Genomic DNA, 18,043 nt, shown 5'->3' with positions numbered 1-18,043 from the left:
AATAGAGTTACCTTCTAAAAAAATGCCGCAAACTAAGTTTGCGGCATTTTTTTTGTTTCATAAAGGCGCTAAGTGGTGCGCCTTTATTTACTACTTCTTGGTTAGAGTTGCTTTGAGAAGATTTTTGAATTGCGCTGATAGTTATAGAGCGCTTGTTTTTTGGCTGGCAAAGAAGCGAGTGAGGTTTCACTAAAACCACGCTCGATAAACCAATGGGCGGTGCGAGTGGTCAGCAAAAAGACAGTGCTTAAATTCAGCCTCTTAGCGGCTTGTTCTATGCCTTTGAGTAAGCGTTCGCCGCGATTAGAGCCACGGTAGTCAGGTGAGACTGCTAAGCAAGCCAGTTCCCCAGCGTTTTCCTGTTCAAAAGGATAAATAGCCGCACAAGCCACAATGGCACCATCGCGTTCAATGACAATAAAACGATCAATTTCGTTTTCGAGCAATTCCCTTGAGCGGCGCACCAAGACACCTTTTTCTTCCAGTGGCGCGAGCAGGGCCATCATGCCACCGACATCATTAATATGCGCTGGGCGTAATTGCTCGTAGCTGTCTTCGTCTATCATGGTGCCAGCTCCCTCACGGGTAAACAGCTCTTGGAGTAGGCCGCCATTTTCATTAAATGAAATGATATGAGCACGAGGTACATGCTGACGAACTGCCGCTACGCAGGCTTCTAGTGCGGCATGAGTGATGCTGTTTAAGGTGTTATTTTTCAAAATAACGTCGGCATCGTGGGTCAGTAATTCGGAATACAATTTACCGTGCTGGTCAAAAATACCTTCTTCTTCGGTGAAGATAATCAGCTTGTCGGCTTTGAGTTGGATGGCGGCTTGGATGGCAACATCTTCCCCTTTTAGATTAAATACCTCTCCAGTAGGAGAAAAGCCCAAATGGGGAAGTAGGACCATGTTGTCGTCTTCGAGTAATCTGAAAATAGCATCAGAATCGATACGACGAACCTCCCCAGAATGGCCATAATCGATGCCATTGACCACGCCCAGAGGACGAGCAATCACATAGTTGCCACTGCAAACTTTTAGGCTGGCGCCTGCCATCGGAGTATTGGACAGACCCATAGACAGCTGAGCTTCAAGCTGCACTCGCACGGCGGCGGAAGCTTGGATAATGTCCATAAGTTGATCTTGAGGCGTAATGCGATAACCATCTTCAAAAGCACTAGTGTGCTCTCGTTTAGAAAGTATTTTATCTATTTGAGGGCGCGCACCTTGAACCAAAACAAGTCGGATGCCGAGAGAGTCTAGCAAGGTTAAGTCATGGATAATGCCAGAAAAATGCGTGCTTTCTAGGGCTTCGCCTGGAATTAAGATAACAAAGGTTTTTCCCCTATGGGCATTAATATAGGGGGAGGAGTGGCGAAACCAGTCCACATAATTTAGCTCGTCAGACACGCTGTTCCTCGTCTTTTGGTTGGTTAAATGGGGTACTTTGTACACAATAGCGTTCGATTAACCCGCGCAGTACCTGTTGCATAGGTTTAATTTGTTCTAAGGCCATAAATTCATTCGGCTGGTGGGCTTGATCGATAGACCCAGGACCTAATATTAACGTTTCTATGCCTAATTGGTTGAAAAAAGGGCCTTCGGTTGCAAAAGAGACACTGCTGGCCGCATTGTTCGTGAGTTTCTCACAAGTCTTAATTATGTCCGATTCGGTGGGCGTGAAGAAAGAAGGAATGTCCGGAAATAAACTGTTTATTTCTATTTGAGTGCCAGTTTGTTGTTCGACATTAGGCAATATCTTGGCAATTTCCTCGATCAGAGATTGATTACTCATGCCAGGAAGAGCACGTAAGTCAAAATCAATATCACAGCTTCCACAGATGCGATTGGCGCTGTCGCCGCCATGAATACAGCCAAAGTTCATGGTTGGGTAATCCACCACAAAAGACGCGTCACGGTAGCGCTCTTTTAAGCGATTACGGAACCGCATCAGCTCCGACATGACCGCGTGCATGGCCTCCATTGCGTTGTTGCCAAGCGCTGGATTGGAAGAGTGACCAGATTGCCCCGTTACTCGAATACGCTCCATCAAAATGCCCTTGTGGGCGTGTATGGGTGTGAGCGAGGTCGGCTCACCTATTAAGGCGTAGCGGGCCTTGATTTTATGGTTTGAGACCAAAGCCCGAGCACCCGCCATAGAGGTTTCTTCATCGGCTGTGGCAAGGACGATCAAAGGCTGTTTGAGGTTTGTTAGTGCCATTTGCTGAACCGTATCAATCACAATGGCAAAAAAGCCTTTCATGTCGCAGCTACCAAGGCCATATAATTTGTTGTCTCGTTCTTCCAGTTTGAAGGGATCAGAGTGCCAACGGCCGGGGTCATAAGGGACTGTGTCTGTATGACCAGACAGTACCAAGCCGCCATCACCGGAGCCCAGTGTAGCAATCAAATTAACGTTATTGGGACGACCGGGAATGGGCATGATTTCACATTGAAAGCCTTGAGAAGAAAGCCAGCTCTCTAGCAATTCAATGACGCCTTTATTTGACTGATCCCAGTTTGATTGACTAGAACTGATAGATGGCGATGCAATAAGCTGCGACATCATACTGATAAGCGACGGTAATGCAGCCATGGTGGCTCCTCAGGCAGAGTAGTGATGATCTAATATTACTATTGTCGGCTAGGCATCTGATACAATTATAATCAAGATTATGTGGTCTCTGGCGTTAGGTCGACACCAGAAGTAAAAGAGGTTCGTATATTTATGGCTACCGAGCTAGAACTTAAGTTAATGGTTCAGTCCGAGTATCTCAAGTCTGCCAGTGAATTTTTGGATGAATTTTGTCTGCTTTCGAAATCTGAGACAGCAACTCGTCAAGCAACGCTGTCTTTGATGAATGGGTATTTTGATACAGAAGACGCGACGTTAATGCAGGCTGGAATAGCACTGCGTATTCGTGCGGTGAACCAGAAGTTTATTCAAACAGTGAAAACCCGAGGCAGCAACCGCGTAGGCATGCATGCTCGTGGTGAGTGGGAATGGATGATTCCGAATGATCAGCTAGATCTGTCTTTGTTGAGCGAAGTGCCTCTGCCTGAGTCATTGACGGACATGGCTTGGAGTCGTCAGCTGCTGGAAGTGTTTCGTACGGATTTTGAGCGCCAAGTCTGGCTCATAGAAGAAAATGGCACCCAGATGGAAGTGGTGTGCGACGCCGGTAAAGTCACCTCACCTTATGGTGAAGATGCGATCAGTGAATTAGAGCTGGAACTCAAAGCAGGCGATGAAACAGGGCTGTATTGTTTTGCCCTCAAACTGGCTAAGCAGTTTCCTCTGCAAGTCAGCACTGTGTCTAAAGCGCAAAAAGGCGTGCGTCTAAAACAAGGGGCTATTGAGTTTCCTGAGAAGCCCAATGCGGCGGCATCGACATTGGCGTTGTCTGCTTATTGGTATGAAGTATGGCTGGTCTATTGGGAAGCGATGTTTTTTATGAAGGACGAGATTCTGATACAACCGATTCGTCACTCAATGGCACAATTAGCCCGTTGTTTGCCGACCACATTCGCACAAAGTCTTGATCGTCTTGATGAAATTTATCAGCAAACTCTACAAGCTGAAGACAAGGATCTTCTTTCCGCTTTAGCCGCGCGTAAAGACACTGGCATCATCATGCTGGAAATCGGCCAGTGGTTAAATCAAGCTTCTTATGGTGATGCGCACTAACCATTAAACCTTTGCCATTCGCCCATCAGACACAACGAATAAGAATAATACACAGAAGGATAATGTCTTGACCCCACCTGCTTTAAACCCAGTTTATGATGCTTTTTGTGCGCAACTTGATAATCGTTGCTTGCTTGTTGAAGCCATTCAAGAAGCCCGCCAGCAACGTGGATTAACCCTGTTAACGGAGCAACAAGTGGCGGTATTAGAGCCGCTTTGGTTGCTCAGTGATTACCTTCATCAGCAATGTGTCCGCTTTCCAGCCTGGTTAGATGATTTGCTTGTTTTAGAGGCCTTGCCCACTTTGCCTTCAATGGAAGATTTGATCTCAGGTCAATCTGTGGTAGCAACCAATGGTCTTACGATCAGTGAGCTTGATGAAAGTGCAATGATGGCGCGTTTACGTCTTTATCGTCAGTGGTGGATGGTGCGGCTGATTGCCTTGGATATTCAGCAAAAAATCAGCTTAACCGATTTGACGCTGAGGTTGAGCGCGTTAGCAGATGCCTGTGTGAATGCCAGCATACAGTGGTCCACTCAGCATTATAGGGCGCTTTATGGGCAGGCATTAGACGCTTCGGGTGAGCTTCAATCCTTAATTGTGATTGGGATGGGAAAGCTCGGTGGTAATGAGCTGAATTTATCGTCAGACATCGATTTGATTTTTGCTTTTCGCGAGCACGGTGAGACGTCTGGAGGCAAGAAGAGCCTGTCACATCAGGAGTACTTTACTAAGCTTGGTCAAAAGCTCATCCAGCATTTAGATCAGATTACCGCAGACGGCTTTGTGTTCCGTGTTGATATGCGCTTGCGACCATTTGGTCAGTCTGGTGCGCTCGTCTTAAATATGGATTCATTGGAAAATTACTACCAGGATCAAGGTCGAGACTGGGAGCGTTATGCGATGATAAAAGCTCGTGTGATGGCGGGGAATAGTACCGATGTTGCAGAGTTTGAAATGCTCAGAAAGCCGTTCGTTTATCGCAAGTATTTAGATTTCGGCGCGATTGGGGCATTGCGAGACCTGAAAAAAATGATCGCAAAAGAAGTGCGCCGTAAAGACATAGAGCACAATATTAAGTTGGGCGAAGGCGGAATTCGAGAAGTTGAGTTTATTGCTCAAGCGCTGCAAATCCTTCATGGTGGGCGCGACAGTGGATTGCAACGTCCGGCCTTATTAAAAGTGTTGCCTTACCTTGCAGAGCAGGATTATTTGTCTGCCACTGACGTGGAGCAACTCGCGAATGCCTATCAGTTATTAAGACGCACAGAGCACGCTTTGCAGGCGGTAAAAGATGAACAAACTCAGTTACTACCAAATGATGAAACTGAGCGAACACGCATTGCGCTTATGGTAGGCTATGCTTCATGGGAAAGCTTAGACAGTGCGCTGTGGGACGTGAGACGTAATGTGCATCGCTTGTTTCTAGAGCTAATAGACGACGGCGAAGAGACCAGCGAAGAGATTAAAATCCAAGACACATGGCGGCTATTGCTAAAGCATGCTGATGATAAAGACGCCATTAGTGATGCCTTAGATGGCATTGTTTGGCAGGATAAAGACGCCACTGTACAGCGTATATCCGTGTTTCTATCGTCGAAAAACATTGTCTTTATGCAACCTATAGGGCAGGAACGTCTGGCCATCTTCTTGGCGATGTTTGTCTCCCAATTGGAGCATGAAAGTACGCCTGATTTGGTCATGGATAGGGTGTTGCCTATTTTAGAAGCCGTGCTTCGCCGGACCGCCTACCTTGTGTTGTTATGTGAAAACCCCACCGCGATTACGCACCTTATCCGTTTATGCCGAGAAAGTGCTTGGTTTAGTGAGGCAATTTCTGCGACACCTTCTTTGTTGGATGAGTTGTTGGATGCCACCACGTTATTTTGCCCACCGACTAAACAAATGCTCGAAGACGAGCTACAGCAAATTTTATTACGTCTACCTGAGGACGATGAAGAAGCTCAAATGGACGCCATGCGCCGCTTCAGATTGTCGATCATTTTGCGCATTGCCGCCTGCGATATCACCAACATACTGCCAATTATGAAAGTGAGTGATCACTTAACTTGGTTAGCGGAAGTGCTGTTAGAACAAGTGTTACAGCAGTCTTGGCGATATTTAACCACCAAGCATGGTTTTCCTGTGAGTGATGGTGAAGAAGCCACTAGACCGCAACTGGCCATTATTGGCTATGGAAAATCAGGTGGTTGGGAGCTGGGTTACGATTCAGATCTCGACTTGGTGTTTATTCATGATGCGCAAGCCAACGGCTACACCAATGGCAACCGAAGCATAGACAATCTCACCTTCTATACTCGTTTAGGGCAGCGTTTAATTCACATTATTACCAGCTTTACCGCAGCTGGGCGCCTCTATGAAGTGGATATGCGGTTACGACCTTCAGGAAATTCTGGGCTGCTTGTTACGCGTTTAGAAGCGTTTCAGGATTATCAGCAAAAAGAAGCGTGGACGTGGGAGCATCAAGCATTGACCCGGGCTCGAGCGCTGGCCGGTAATGCGGCGTTAAAAGCGAAATTTGAAGATTGCCGCCGGAGCATCATTGGCTCTCAACGTAATCGAGAAGAGCTAAAAGCAGAAGTGGTTAAAATGCGTGAAAAAATGCGCGCACACTTGGACACGGGCGGTAAAGAAAAGGGCTTTGATTTGAAGCAAGGTGCTGGTGGCATCATAGATATTGAGTTCATGGTGCAATACCTGGTGCTGGCTTGGTCTCATCGTTACCCAGAGTTAATGGCGTATTCTGACAATGTGCGCCAGATAGAAGCGGCTTCTAAGGTGGGTCTGATCTCCTCTGAAAAAGCCGAGAAGATGATAGACACCTACACACTTTATCGCTCGCACAGTCACAGATTAACGCTGCAAAAACAGGGGCGAGTGGTTCAAGGGGATGCATTGATGGCGAACCAAGCGTTGGTGAGCGGGTATTGGGATGAGTTTGTTAATTCACCAGATCTCTAAAGCGCTAGGAAAAAAGGCCGCGAAGAGGTCGCGAACCTATTGGTTGATCATTGTACTGCAGTGATCATTTTGGTGGTTAATTGATCATTTTTGCTTGTTTGTGAGTGTTTATTGATCTAATTTCCTTATTTTTTGATCGTAAATTGATCAGATTCTCGCTATAGTTCATAAATAGCTTTATTTTTGAACAGTAACCTTGTTGGTGTAAAAGCCTAAAAGGTTAGATAGGGAGGGGAAGTTATGTCTGAGATTAGTGGCGTCGGCGCCGCTTCAATGTCTTACGCAAAAGAAGCATACAGCGCAAATTTGAATAAAGACGTTATTGCCCACAGAGGGCAACAAGCGTTAGATTTATTAGAAAGTGCCAGCTCGGTGAATCCTACCCCTGCTGCTAGTAGTGGTAATCATGCAACAACTGATAATTTGGGTCAGAGTGTGAATATTCGAGTCTAAACTCAATTCGACTTCCCTTTTGCTATGCCGCTTTCAGAACCATAAAAAATGCCTTCAATGGTTTCTATTGAAGGCATTTTTGCTTTTGCGGTACTGGCTATCTAAGGACAAAGACTGACTGAGCAACAAAGATACGCAGCGCGTTTAGTCGTCTTGTTTGGCCAGAAACTCTTGATCGACCGCAGGCAGAGGCTGGTCATTAATGGCGGCTTCAAACGCTTTTAGACGTTTATGAATAGACAAGAGTTCTACTATGGTGGTCCAAGAATTAACCAAAAATTGGAAAGAACTTTCGACCTGACCAAACGCGTTTGAAATTCGCTGCATGATACCAAGCGTGAATGCCCCCGCCACAATAGAAGGCCCTAATGCAATCAAAGGCACTAAAACCCCAGCTTGTAGGTAGCCATAACGCACCACGTTGAAATACAGGTAGTTAAAGTACAGTCGGAAATAGTTTTTGCGAACATTTGCGAACAGCTCTACTAATTTCGCTGGCTCAGCACGATCTTCAAAGTCTTCCCCATACACCAACTCTTTTCGATAAGCCGCTTCAACACGTTGGTTTTTAAACTCTAGCCCTGGTAAGCGAATCCCTGCGACCGCCAATAGCGTTGTGCCTATGATCGCCCATAAAATGGCCACAAACACGAGTGCTTGAGGCACCTCGCCAATAAAGGGCAAGGTGGTGACGTATGAAGACAATCCCCATAGAACGGGCAAGAAGGCCAGCAAGGTCATAATGGAATCTAGAAAACGAACCCCAAGGCTTTCCACGATATTGGCAAAGCGCATGGTGTCTTCTTGAATACGCTGTGACGCCCCTTCAATTTGGCGAACCTGCTGCCATTTTGAGGTGTAGTAATCGTTCATCGCTGTGCGCCAGCGGAACACATAATGACTGACAAAAAAGTTATTCAATACAGACACAGTAATGGCCACTAGGGCGATGATCGCGAAGGTTGATAATTGTGAATAAAATTGCGTTAAAGTAATGCTGTTTGGTGCACTGAGTGCTTTTTGGATAAGGTCATAAAAGCTGCCATACCATTCGTTAATCATCACACTGACTTGTACTTGGAACCAAGTGATAAAGACGATTAAACCAGAGCCGATAACAGACCATTTAGCCCATTTCTGCCCGCCATAAGCCACCCAAGTGCCAATGAAAATGGCATAACAAACCAACATATATTGGTATAGCCAGACATCGACTGCAAATTCTTGAGCACTGGCAAAGGCCGCTTTGGCTGCGGCATCGGCATCTGGAGTTAAGGCTTCAGGAAAATGCAGGCCAAACAAAGAGGCCAAGCTGAGTGTGCTGCCTAAATCTTGTATCGCAAGATACCAGCCTAAAACACAAACAAGCGCCCATAAGGCAAAGCTCAAAAAGAATAACTTAGGTTTTGGGAAGAAGGATAAAAACACGTTTTGTTCTCTCTTTGACTAAATGGGATTAACCTAGTTTGAATAGGGTAAGTGATTGATCTACTAAAAAGTTGTCTAATTAGACCTGTTTGAAGCTTAAACTAGTACTGAGTGAAGAACAATCAAACTCCTATTCAAGAAGCTGTAAACAAAGAATAAAACTGCGTGACTTCCTAAACGCAAAGAATTGGCCGATTAAAAAGCGCATTGAGGATGTAGAGTGAGAGGAAATTTTTTGATCAATAAAAAAAATCGGGCGCGACACTAAAGTGAAGGCCCGATTCTGATGCGAGTACGTTATCTCATTCGATGACCGAAAATGGATTACGCGGCTTTGTTGTCTGCTACCACTTTTGCGACAGCGCGTTCTAAACGAACAAAACCTTCAGCAATGTCGGCTTCTGGAATGATCAGTGATGGAGCAAAACGCAGTACGTCAGCACCAGCAACCAATACGAACAAGCCTTCTTTAGCGGCTTCAACTAGGAACGCTTTCGCGTTGCCTTTTAGGCTGTCGACCACTTCAGCACCGATCAATAAGCCCATGCCGCGAATGTCTTTAAAGACATGGTATTTTTCGTTGATGGCCGTTAAACCTGCAACAAAAAGCGCATGACGTTTATCAACACCACCTAGTACTTCTGGCGTATCGATAATATCGACGACGGCTTCAGCAATAGCGCACGCCATTGGGTTGCCACCATAAGTGCTACCGTGTGTACCAATGGCTAGGCTAGCTGCAATGTCTTTGGTAGTAAGCATAGCGCCAACGGGGAAACCGTTACCTAACGCTTTTGCGCTTGTTAGCACATCAGGTTTTACACCCAATTGCTCGTAGGCAAAGAAAGTCCCAGTACGGCCCACGCCAGACTGCACTTCGTCAAATACAAGCAGTGCATTGTGTTGATCACACAACTCACGCACCTGCTTAGCAAACTCGACATTCGCAGGAATAATACCGCCTTCCCCTTGAATTGGCTCCATCACAACGGCGCAAGTTTTATCAGAGATCAACGCTTTTAATTGATCAATGTTGTTGTAGTCGCAATGATTAATGCCAGCCGGAGTCGGCTCGAAACCTTCTTTGTACTTAGGTTGTCCACCAACAGAAACGGTAAACAAAGTACGTCCGTGGAACGATTTATTGAAGGCAATAATTTCGTTCTTTTCAGGACCGTAGTGATCGAATGCGTAACGACGAGCGAGTTTGAAAGCGGCTTCATTGGCTTCACCACCGCTGTTACAAAAAAAGACGCGATCAGCAAATGTCTTATCGGTCAGTTTCTGCGCTAAGCGTAGGGCAGGTTCGTTGGTCATGACATTGGATAGATGCCAAAGTTGACCCGCTTGCTCGCGCATTACATTGACTAGAGTTGGGTGAGAATGACCTAGCGCAGTCACGGCAATACCGCCTGCAAAATCAATGTATTCCTTACCTTCTTTGTCCCATACGCGAGAGCCTTCGCCACGCACTGGAATAACCGCAGATGGTGCGTAGTTAGGAACCATTACTTCGTCAAATGTTGCTCTCGTTACTTGTTCAGTCACTTTTATATACCTCTTAAAGATGGGCGACTGTAGAACCAGCCGCCCTTTGGTTTATATCAGGTTTCTCAACTCACGAATAGCCACAGTTACCATAGCAAGAGTCAATTCACTTTCAGATTTAATTTCACCGAAGGTGGTTCTGTAATGCTTGATATTGTCGCTATTTTGCTCGCGCCAGAAAGTCAGTCTTTCTTCAAGCTCTTTGATATCAGAGCTGGATTGAATGACTTCCTGAGTGAGGGTTCTTAAGCTGTTATCTACTTCGTCACCAAGGCCGGCTTTCGCTCGGCGTTGCCACATATCGTCAGCCGATAATTCGAACACGCTGTGACGTAGCCAATGAAGCTCTAGATCCATTTCAAGGGCAAAGTAAGTCTGTGCGACATCCAATACTTCTTTCTCGGTATTGCTGGCCACACGAATGATGTCCAGTCCGTAGAATAAGTAATGCAGTGCAGACAATTTCTCTGCCACTTCTGCTGGAATGCCTTGTTCAGCCAACTCTGCATTGATTTCGGCTAAGTGTGCTTGGCTTGGCTCTGTTAGGATCGCTTGCATGTTAGCGCGAATGATCTCAACACCTGGTTTGTAAGTGTCTTTCAAACGTTGAATCGACAAGCTCTCACGAGTGTTACGTAACAACCAAAGCGTCGCGCGTTCTAGCAAGGCTTGAATGCGAATCAATAGGTTGTTCGATACTTGGTTAGAAACTTGGAAATCCAGAGCGTTGATCGAATCCCAAAGAGAAGGAATGTCGAAAATGTCTTCTGCTGCCATGTAAGCACGAACTAGGTTCAGAGCCGATGCGCTGGTTTCTTCTTGTACATAGGTACTGAAGGTTGGGCCCATGCGGTTACCAAGGTTGTTGGTAACGTGGCCAGCAATGATTTCTTGAGCCAATGGGTGTGACGCCATTTGATCGCCAAAACGTTTGGTCAGCTCTTTCGGGAAGTACTGATGAATTTGAGTAATTAAATCAGGGTCTTCACCAATGCCGTCTTCAACCAATTGCTCAGAAAGCTTGATTTTAGAGTAGGCCAGCAACACAGAAATCTCAGGACGAGTCAGTCCTTGATTTTTGTTCAAGCGTTTTTTGATTTGCGCATCGCTTGGTAAAAATTCGATTTCACGGTTTAGACGACCTTCACGTACCAAGGACAAGATCAAGCGCCAGTGGTCAGTCAAACGTTCGGATGATTGTGCGTTCGCCAAGGACAGTACATGACTTTGTCCTAAGTTATGGCGCAATACAAGACGACCTACTTCGTCGGTCATTTGAGCCAACAAAGTGTTACGTTGCTTCTCAGTCATGTCGCCATTTTCAACAACACGGTTAAGCAGGATCTTAATGTTTACTTCGTGGTCAGAGCTGTCAACGCCCGCCGAGTTGTCGATTGCGTCTGTGCTGATTAAGCCGCCGTTTTGAGCGAACTCAATACGACCACGCTGTGTTAGTCCAAGGTTACCGCCTTCGCCAACAATCTTACAACGTAGTTCTTTACCGTTAACGCGTAAGGCGTTGTTGCCGCTGTCACCAACGTCTGCGTGTGTTTCGCTTTCAGCTTTAACGTAGGTACCGATACCGCCGTTCCAAAGCAAATCAACTGGTGCTTTCAAAATGGCATTGATTAAGTCCGTTGGTGCCATGGACTTCATGTTGCCTTCGATGCCGAGGGCTTTACGAATGTCAGCATTGATTGGAATGGATTTTGCGGAACGATTAAAGATGCCGCCGCCTTTAGAAATCAATTCTTTGTTGTAATCTTCCCATGATGAGCGAGGGAGATTAAACATACGCTGACGCTCTGCAAATGAGCTTGCCACATCTGGTGTTGGGTCAATGAAGATGTGCATATGGTTAAAGGCTGCGATCAGGCGAGTGTGCTCAGACAGCAGCATACCGTTACCAAATACGTCGCCGGCCATGTCGCCAACACCGACTGTGGTGAAGTCGGTTGTTTGGCAATCAATGCCAATTTCTTGGAACTGACGTTTCACAGATTCCCAGGCGCCGCGAGCTGTGATGCCCATTTTCTTGTGGTCGTAACCATTAGAACCACCAGAAGCGAAGGCGTCGCCTAACCAGAAACCGTATTTTTCAGAAATGCTGTTCGCAAGGTCTGAGAAGGTCGCTGTGCCTTTGTCGGCGGCGACTACCAAGTATGGGTCGTCTTCGTCGTAACGCTCAACGGAAAGAGGTGCAACCACTTCGTTTTGAACCAGGTTGTCAGTGATGTCTAACAAGCCACTGATAAAGGTGGTGTAGCAACGAACAACTTCTGCTTGAACGTCTTCACGAGACGCATTTTTCTTAAGCTGCTTGGCAACAAAACCGCCTTTTGCACCGGATGGCACAATGACCGCATTTTTTACCATTTGGGCTTTTACTAGACCAAGTACTTCGGTACGGAAATCTTCCATACGATCTGACCAGCGTAAGCCACCGCGAGCCACTTTGCCGCCTCGCATGTGAACACCTTCAACCCAAGGTGCGTAAACGAAGATCTCAAATTTAGGGCGAGGTAGTGGTACTGCAGGGATCAAAGATGGGTCTAGTTTGAAAGAAACGTAATCTTTGATTTCGCCGTTAACATCAGGTTGGTAGAAGTTAGTACGAATCATCGCCTGAATAACAGACAAGTAATGTTTGAGGATTCGATCTTCATCCAAATTCGCCACTTGATCCAATTCTAGATCAATTTTCTCAAGCAGTTTTTGAACCTTGTCATCGCGTTTAGCGGTTAAGCTTGGGTCAAAGCGTTGCTCAAATAATTGCACCAACAAGCGTGCGATATTGGCGTTCTTCTCCAATGTCTGTTGCATGTATTGAACAGAGAAAGGCACTTGTAACTGCATCAAGTATTTGGTTAATGCACGTAGCATAGTGACTTGGCGCCACGTCAAAGACGCGTCTAATACAAGGGCGTTAAAGCGGTCATTTTCAATACGGCGGCTAAAGACTTGGTTAAACGCGTCTTGGAAGGCCACACGTTGTGCGTTCTTCTCAAGGTTAACGTCAGCGTCCACGCAAATCGCAAATTCCACGATCCAAGTGTTTTTAATGTCTTCTTCGTGATTGTCTAACTCATAAGGGCGCGCTTCAAGAACACGTAACCCCATGCACTCAAGAATCGGTAATACATCTGACAACACCAAGGACGTGCCGGAGCCGTACACTTTGAAGAAGTAGTTGTTTTTGGTTTGACCAACCTGACGATACAAATGAGTACTGATGTCGCCTTCGCCAGCCAATGAGTTAAGACGTTCGATGTCCAATACCGCAGAATTTGGAGAGAAGTCTTCACGGTACGCGGCTGGTAGGTAGTGAGCGTATTGTGCGAACAGCGTATTGCCGGTTTCTTCACCATTGCTCTTATGCAAAGCAGACAGCAGTTTGTCTTCCCACGAACTCATGGCTTCTTGCATCTTACGTTGAATGTCTTCTTCGTCGATGGAAGGGCTGTTTTGTGGGTCAGCGATTTGGATCGTAAAGTTAACGCGAGCCAACACAAGTTGAGAGAACTGTACGTTGAACTCAGAGCTTGTGCCGTTACAAGCATTCATCAGAATGTCTTGCATATGAATACGCAATTCTGTGTTGTAACGATCGCGAGGCACGTACACCAAGGCGTTTAAGAAGCGGCCATAAATGTCTTTGCGCAAGAATACACGTAATTGACGACGTTCTTGAATCGCGAGGATGCTCTCGATTGTATCGTAAAGCTCAGTCACAGGCGCTTGCAGCATTTCATCGCGCGGGTAGCTGTTAAGAATGTGCTTAAGGTTTTTGCCTTTGTGGCTGTTTGGGTCCACATTTGCTTGTTCAACAATGTGGTTTAGCTTTTTACGCAACAAAGGGATGTCTTGTAAACGGGCCACGTAAGTCGCCGAAGAATACAAACCAAAGAAACGCCATTCGCCGATCACATTGCCTTTTTTGTCGAAGCGTTTTACGCCTAGATAATCTAAGTGAACAGGGCGATGTACGGTCGAAATAGCAGTGGACTTCGTTAAGATAAGCGCATTGCTGTTATCAACCGCCAACTCTGCCAAACGATTGTTAAGCACTATGTCGCGTTTTACTTTCTTATCATTGATGTCTCGGAAAGTACCAAGACCAGAGCCGTCTACCAATTTAAGGTGCGCTTCGTCTTTCTCTGCGACCAAATCATAGGCGCGAAAGCCGATGAAGGTGAAGTGGTCGTTTGCGATCCAGCGAAGAAAATCAAGATTCTCTTGGTGCTCGGCATTGTCTTTTAAATGAGCGATTTTTTCGGACTCGCCGATAATTTCGCTCAGTTTGCTTTTCATCGTTGGCCAATCTTTCACGGCCTTTTTAACATCGACTAAACTAGACAAAAGCTCTTCTTTGATTTCGTCTAACAGGTTGATGTCGGATAGACGATCAATTTCAAAACGCATCAATGCTTCGTGCGTTTCAAGAGGGCCATTAGGGTTAATAGACTGCAGCTCACCTTTTTTATTGCGTACTGCAGGGACGACCGGGTGAGCGGTCAAGTGAATAGTGTGACCTAAGCGCACAAGTGCCATGTTAAAAGAGGACACAAGGAATGGCATGTCTTCTGTTAGAATCTCGATCACAGTGTGTGTCGAGTGCCAGCTATGCTCTTCGTAATTAGGGTTGTAAACGCGAACTTTCGGCTGTGAACCTGAGCGTTGTTGTAAGAAATCCCATAGGCATACGATAGTGCCATATAGGTTTTCAATGGACTCATTCACCATGTCTTCCGTTAGCGAGTCCTGGAAGTATAGGTGGGTAAGGTGAACAAGATTTTGTGCTTCGCTACTACTGAAGTTGTCTCGTATCTCAGCTTCAATACGGTCGATCAATTCGCATTTTTTATTATCAGTCATTAGAACTCATCCTCATGAGTGGTGTTCTTTATAAAACTAGTTGCCATTGTTAGATCACGAAAGTACTACTTCAAGACTGCCAAACGATTATTATGAAAACTCGTCTCCTTTGAAAGGCTTGAAATTACGCAATTGCGACATTTAGTTCTCTTATTTGAAGGTTTTTCCTAAAAAGAGCTTGATTCAAACAGGAAAACCCTTTGTTATCCATTTTAAACGAAATAAACTTCTTTTTTACTCATTGATCGCAGGATAATAATTTGTACAAGAGTGAATTTGCATCGAGAGAAATCATGCAGGCGAGCAAAAAACCTCAAAAATACGGTTTTTTGCTTCTACCTCACTATTCAATGTTGGGTTTTTCATCTGCAATAGAAACCTTGCACATGGCGAATTGGGTGACAGGAAAAGAGCTATATCGTTTTTGTACCATTGGTCATGGGGAGAGTGAAATCTCTTCAAATACAGGGGTAACAACGCATACTGACTACTCCACCATGGATGCACCTAAGGATCTTGATGCCATTTTTGTGTGTGGTGCCTCGCCAGTGACACAAAACGAAAGTCAAACTTTAGAAAATTGGTTGAAGAAGCAGGCGCAAAAGCAGATTCATCTCGGCGGTCTTTGCACAGGGAGCTATTTATTGGCCAAAGCAGGGCTGTTAAATGGCTATCGTGCGACCATACATTGGTGGAATATTGCCAATTTACGGGACGAGTTTCCCGATACGATTGTGTCGAGTCACTTATTTGAAGTGGATCGTGATCGTTTTACGTGCAGTGGTGGCACCGCGGCAATGGATATGATGTTGTTTCTAATTGGTAAACAGCATGGCATGACGCTTGCTAGCACCATCTCAGAACAGTTTGTTTGTGAACGTATTCGTACTCACGACGACCCGCAGCGGATTCCACTGCAGGCGCGGATAGGAACTGGCCAGCCGAAATTGGTTGAAGCGGTTCAATTAATGGAAGCGAACATCCGCGAACCTTTGTCGTCTGATGATATTGCTTATCATGTTGGTGTTTCTCGCCGTCATTTAGAGCGTTTGTTTAAGCAGAACTTGAGTTCTGTGCCCTCTCGCTACTATCTGGAACTGCGTCTTCAGCATGCTAAACAGATGTTATTGCAAACGGATAAGTCGATTACAGAGGTTGGGTTGGAGTGTGGATTCACGACGGCGCCACATTTTAGTACCACTTATAAGGGGTTTTTTGGGCTCTCACCCAGAGCAGAACGGAAAAATCTGCAAATTAAGGTGGCTCAACCTGATCAAACAGACAGGAAAAAAAGACAATTATGGAAAAAATAATTTAAAATACGCTTTACGAGCTATTTTGATCTATGAGTGCGCTGCTTTTTCCTGCTCTAATAGCGGCAGGGCGTGCTTTCTCAGGTTCTATTTTCGTACACGAAAATAAAAATGATATATAAAAAGGTAATCAACATGTCGAAAGTCCCGGCTCTAGAGCTAATAGACATTCATAAAACGTTTGGGAATGTAGAGGTGCTTAAGGGTATCTCCTTAAAAGCCTATGACGGGGATGTTATTTCTATTCTTGGATCAAGTGGCTCAGGAAAAAGCACATTTTTACGTTGTATTAATATGCTAGAAAATCCAACCAAAGGGGAAATCATCTTTAATGGTGAATCTTTGAATTTGGTTCCTGATGGTAGCGATTTGGTTTCCGGTAATATGAAGCAGCTGACCAAGATGCGTCAGCAGATTGGCTTTGTTTTTCAAAGCTTTAATCTATGGCCACACATGACTATTTTGCAAAATGTTATGGAAGGGCCAGCTCATGTTCTTAAACGTCCAAAGCATGAAGTTAAAGCGTACGCTGAACATCTTCTTGATAAAGTAGGGATAGCGGACAAAAAAGACATGTACCCAAACCAACTTTCTGGTGGCCAACAACAACGTGTCGCCATTGCGAGAACGTTAGCGATGGACCCTCAGGTCATCTTGTTTGATGAGCCTACCTCAGCGCTTGACCCTGAGTTAGTAGGTGAAGTATTAGGTGTAATGCGTAAACTGGCTGACGAAGGTAGAACGATGCTGATTGTTACTCATGAGATGAACTTTGCTCGTGAAGTATCCAGCGATGTTGTGTTTCTTCATCAGGGAGTCGTTGAAGAACAAGGCGCTCCAAGTAAAGTGTTTGGATCTCCAGAGTCTGAGCGTTGTAAGGCATTCTTATCTAGTGTGTTTTAGGTAATCGTTAAGACTGTGCTTGGTTTAAATAAAGTAAAAAAATAACTGTTCACTAAGGAATCTTTCATGAAATTAAAAACTATTATAATGGGTTCGGCTCTTTTTGTTGGCGCAGCACTGACTGGCGCTTCTGCACAAGCAGCTGACAAAATTCGTTTCGCGACAGAAGGTGCTTGGGCGCCTTTCAATTACATCGACTCTTCAGGTAAACCACAGGGTTTTGATGTGGATATTGCGCACGCTTTGTGTGCGCAAATGAAAGCAGATTGTGAAGTGGTTACGCAGGATTGGGATGGTCTTATTCCTGGTCTGAAAGTACGTAAATTCGACGCCATTATTGCGTCTATGTCTATTACTCCAGAGCGTGAGAAAGTGGTAGATTTCACTAACAAATACTACTCAGGCGGTTTGCGCTTCCTAGGCCGTACTGGTGAGAAAGTAGATCTTAAGCATCTAGATGGCAAAACCATTGGTGCACAGCGTGCAACCTTGGGTGCTCAGTACCTAGAAGACAATTATGCAGGCAAGGCCAAACTGAAATTCTACGATAACCAAGACAACGTGTATTTGGATCTAGTTTCTGGTCGTCTTGATGTTGTGTTGTCGGATGAGTTGCCGACTTATAACTGGCTTAAAACGTCCGGTAATGGCGATAAGTTTGAGTTTAAAGGCGCTGCTTTCATGAAAAACGACAATATCGGTATTGCTGTACGCAAAGGCGATAAGTTGAAAGATAAGTTAAACGAAGCCCTAAAAGAAATTTTAGCAAATGGTACTTATCAAAAAATCAACGCTAAATACTTCCCATTTTCTATCTATTAATCGGTAGAAAGTCGACATACCCTTTGGC

At 45.3% G+C, this 18,043-nt stretch carries 11 protein-coding genes; 6 read left to right on the top strand and 5 right to left on the bottom strand.

Annotated elements, in window-relative coordinates; all coding sequences use genetic code 11:
- Positions 1–101: 101 nt before the first annotated feature.
- Together argA and argE are read right to left on the bottom strand one after the other, a co-directional pair.
- Positions 102–1,412 carry an amino-acid N-acetyltransferase gene (gene argA, locus E0D71_RS15605; protein ID WP_133004234.1) on the bottom strand — a complete coding sequence of 437 codons (1,311 nt, stop codon included), beginning with the start codon at positions 1,410–1,412 and terminating at the stop codon, positions 102–104.
- The gene (gene argE / locus E0D71_RS15600; RefSeq protein WP_133004233.1) at positions 1,405–2,598 is read right to left on the bottom strand and encodes an acetylornithine deacetylase; all 1,194 of its coding nucleotides are present in this window, start codon (positions 2,596–2,598) and stop codon (positions 1,405–1,407) included. The genes argA and argE overlap by 8 nt, the downstream gene beginning before the upstream one ends.
- Before the next feature lie 132 nt (positions 2,599–2,730).
- On the opposite strand from argE, the gene E0D71_RS15595 reads away from it, so the two are divergent.
- From E0D71_RS15595 to E0D71_RS15585, 3 genes are all read left to right on the top strand, one after another.
- Positions 2,731–3,690, top strand: a complete 960-nt coding sequence (locus E0D71_RS15595) for a CYTH domain-containing protein (protein ID WP_133004232.1) — start codon at positions 2,731–2,733, stop codon at positions 3,688–3,690.
- Between the two features lie 67 nt (positions 3,691–3,757).
- The gene (gene glnE, locus E0D71_RS15590) at positions 3,758–6,673 is read left to right on the top strand and encodes a bifunctional [glutamate--ammonia ligase]-adenylyl-L-tyrosine phosphorylase/[glutamate--ammonia-ligase] adenylyltransferase (RefSeq protein WP_133004231.1); all 2,916 of its coding nucleotides are present in this window, start codon (positions 3,758–3,760) and stop codon (positions 6,671–6,673) included.
- 240 nt (positions 6,674–6,913) lie between these two features.
- On the top strand, positions 6,914–7,126 hold the full coding sequence (locus tag E0D71_RS15585) for a hypothetical protein (protein WP_133004230.1): 213 nt from the start codon (positions 6,914–6,916) through the stop codon (positions 7,124–7,126).
- Between the two features lie 144 nt (positions 7,127–7,270).
- Here the strand turns inward: E0D71_RS15585 and sbmA are convergent, their stop codons facing one another.
- The 3 genes from sbmA to E0D71_RS15570 form a co-directional block, all read right to left on the bottom strand.
- Positions 7,271–8,554, bottom strand: a complete 1,284-nt coding sequence (gene sbmA, locus E0D71_RS15580) for a peptide antibiotic transporter SbmA (protein ID WP_133004229.1) — start codon at positions 8,552–8,554, stop codon at positions 7,271–7,273.
- A gap of 324 nt (positions 8,555–8,878) precedes the next feature.
- Complete coding sequence (locus E0D71_RS15575; RefSeq protein WP_133004228.1) at positions 8,879–10,102, bottom strand: aspartate aminotransferase family protein; 1,224 nt, start codon at positions 10,100–10,102, stop codon at positions 8,879–8,881.
- Between the two features lie 51 nt (positions 10,103–10,153).
- A complete protein-coding gene (locus E0D71_RS15570) occupies positions 10,154–14,977 on the bottom strand; it encodes an NAD-glutamate dehydrogenase (protein ID WP_133004227.1) in 4,824 nt (1,607 codons plus the stop codon).
- 293 nt (positions 14,978–15,270) lie between these two features.
- On the opposite strand from E0D71_RS15570, the gene E0D71_RS15565 reads away from it, so the two are divergent.
- The 3 genes from E0D71_RS15565 to E0D71_RS15555 all read left to right on the top strand — a co-directional run bounded on the left by E0D71_RS15565 (position 15,271) and on the right by E0D71_RS15555 (position 18,015).
- Complete coding sequence (locus E0D71_RS15565) at positions 15,271–16,290, top strand: GlxA family transcriptional regulator (RefSeq protein WP_133004278.1); 1,020 nt, start codon at positions 15,271–15,273, stop codon at positions 16,288–16,290.
- A gap of 135 nt (positions 16,291–16,425) precedes the next feature.
- Entirely contained in the window at positions 16,426–17,193 is a 768-nt protein-coding gene (locus E0D71_RS15560) for an ATP-binding cassette domain-containing protein (RefSeq protein WP_133004226.1), read from the top strand.
- A 66-nt stretch (positions 17,194–17,259) separates the two neighbouring features.
- Positions 17,260–18,015 (top strand): transporter substrate-binding domain-containing protein, encoded by a 756-nt coding sequence (locus tag E0D71_RS15555; protein WP_133004225.1) that lies wholly within the window; start codon positions 17,260–17,262, stop codon positions 18,013–18,015.
- Positions 18,016–18,043 lie beyond the last annotated feature (28 nt).

Origin of the sequence: Marinomonas sp. KMM3893, assembly GCF_004352855.1 — a bacterium.
GTDB lineage: Bacteria > Pseudomonadota > Gammaproteobacteria > Pseudomonadales > Marinomonadaceae > Marinomonas > Marinomonas arenicola.
The sequence above is the reverse complement of the archived record's forward strand: the minus strand, read 5'-3'. Positions and strand labels throughout refer to the sequence as shown.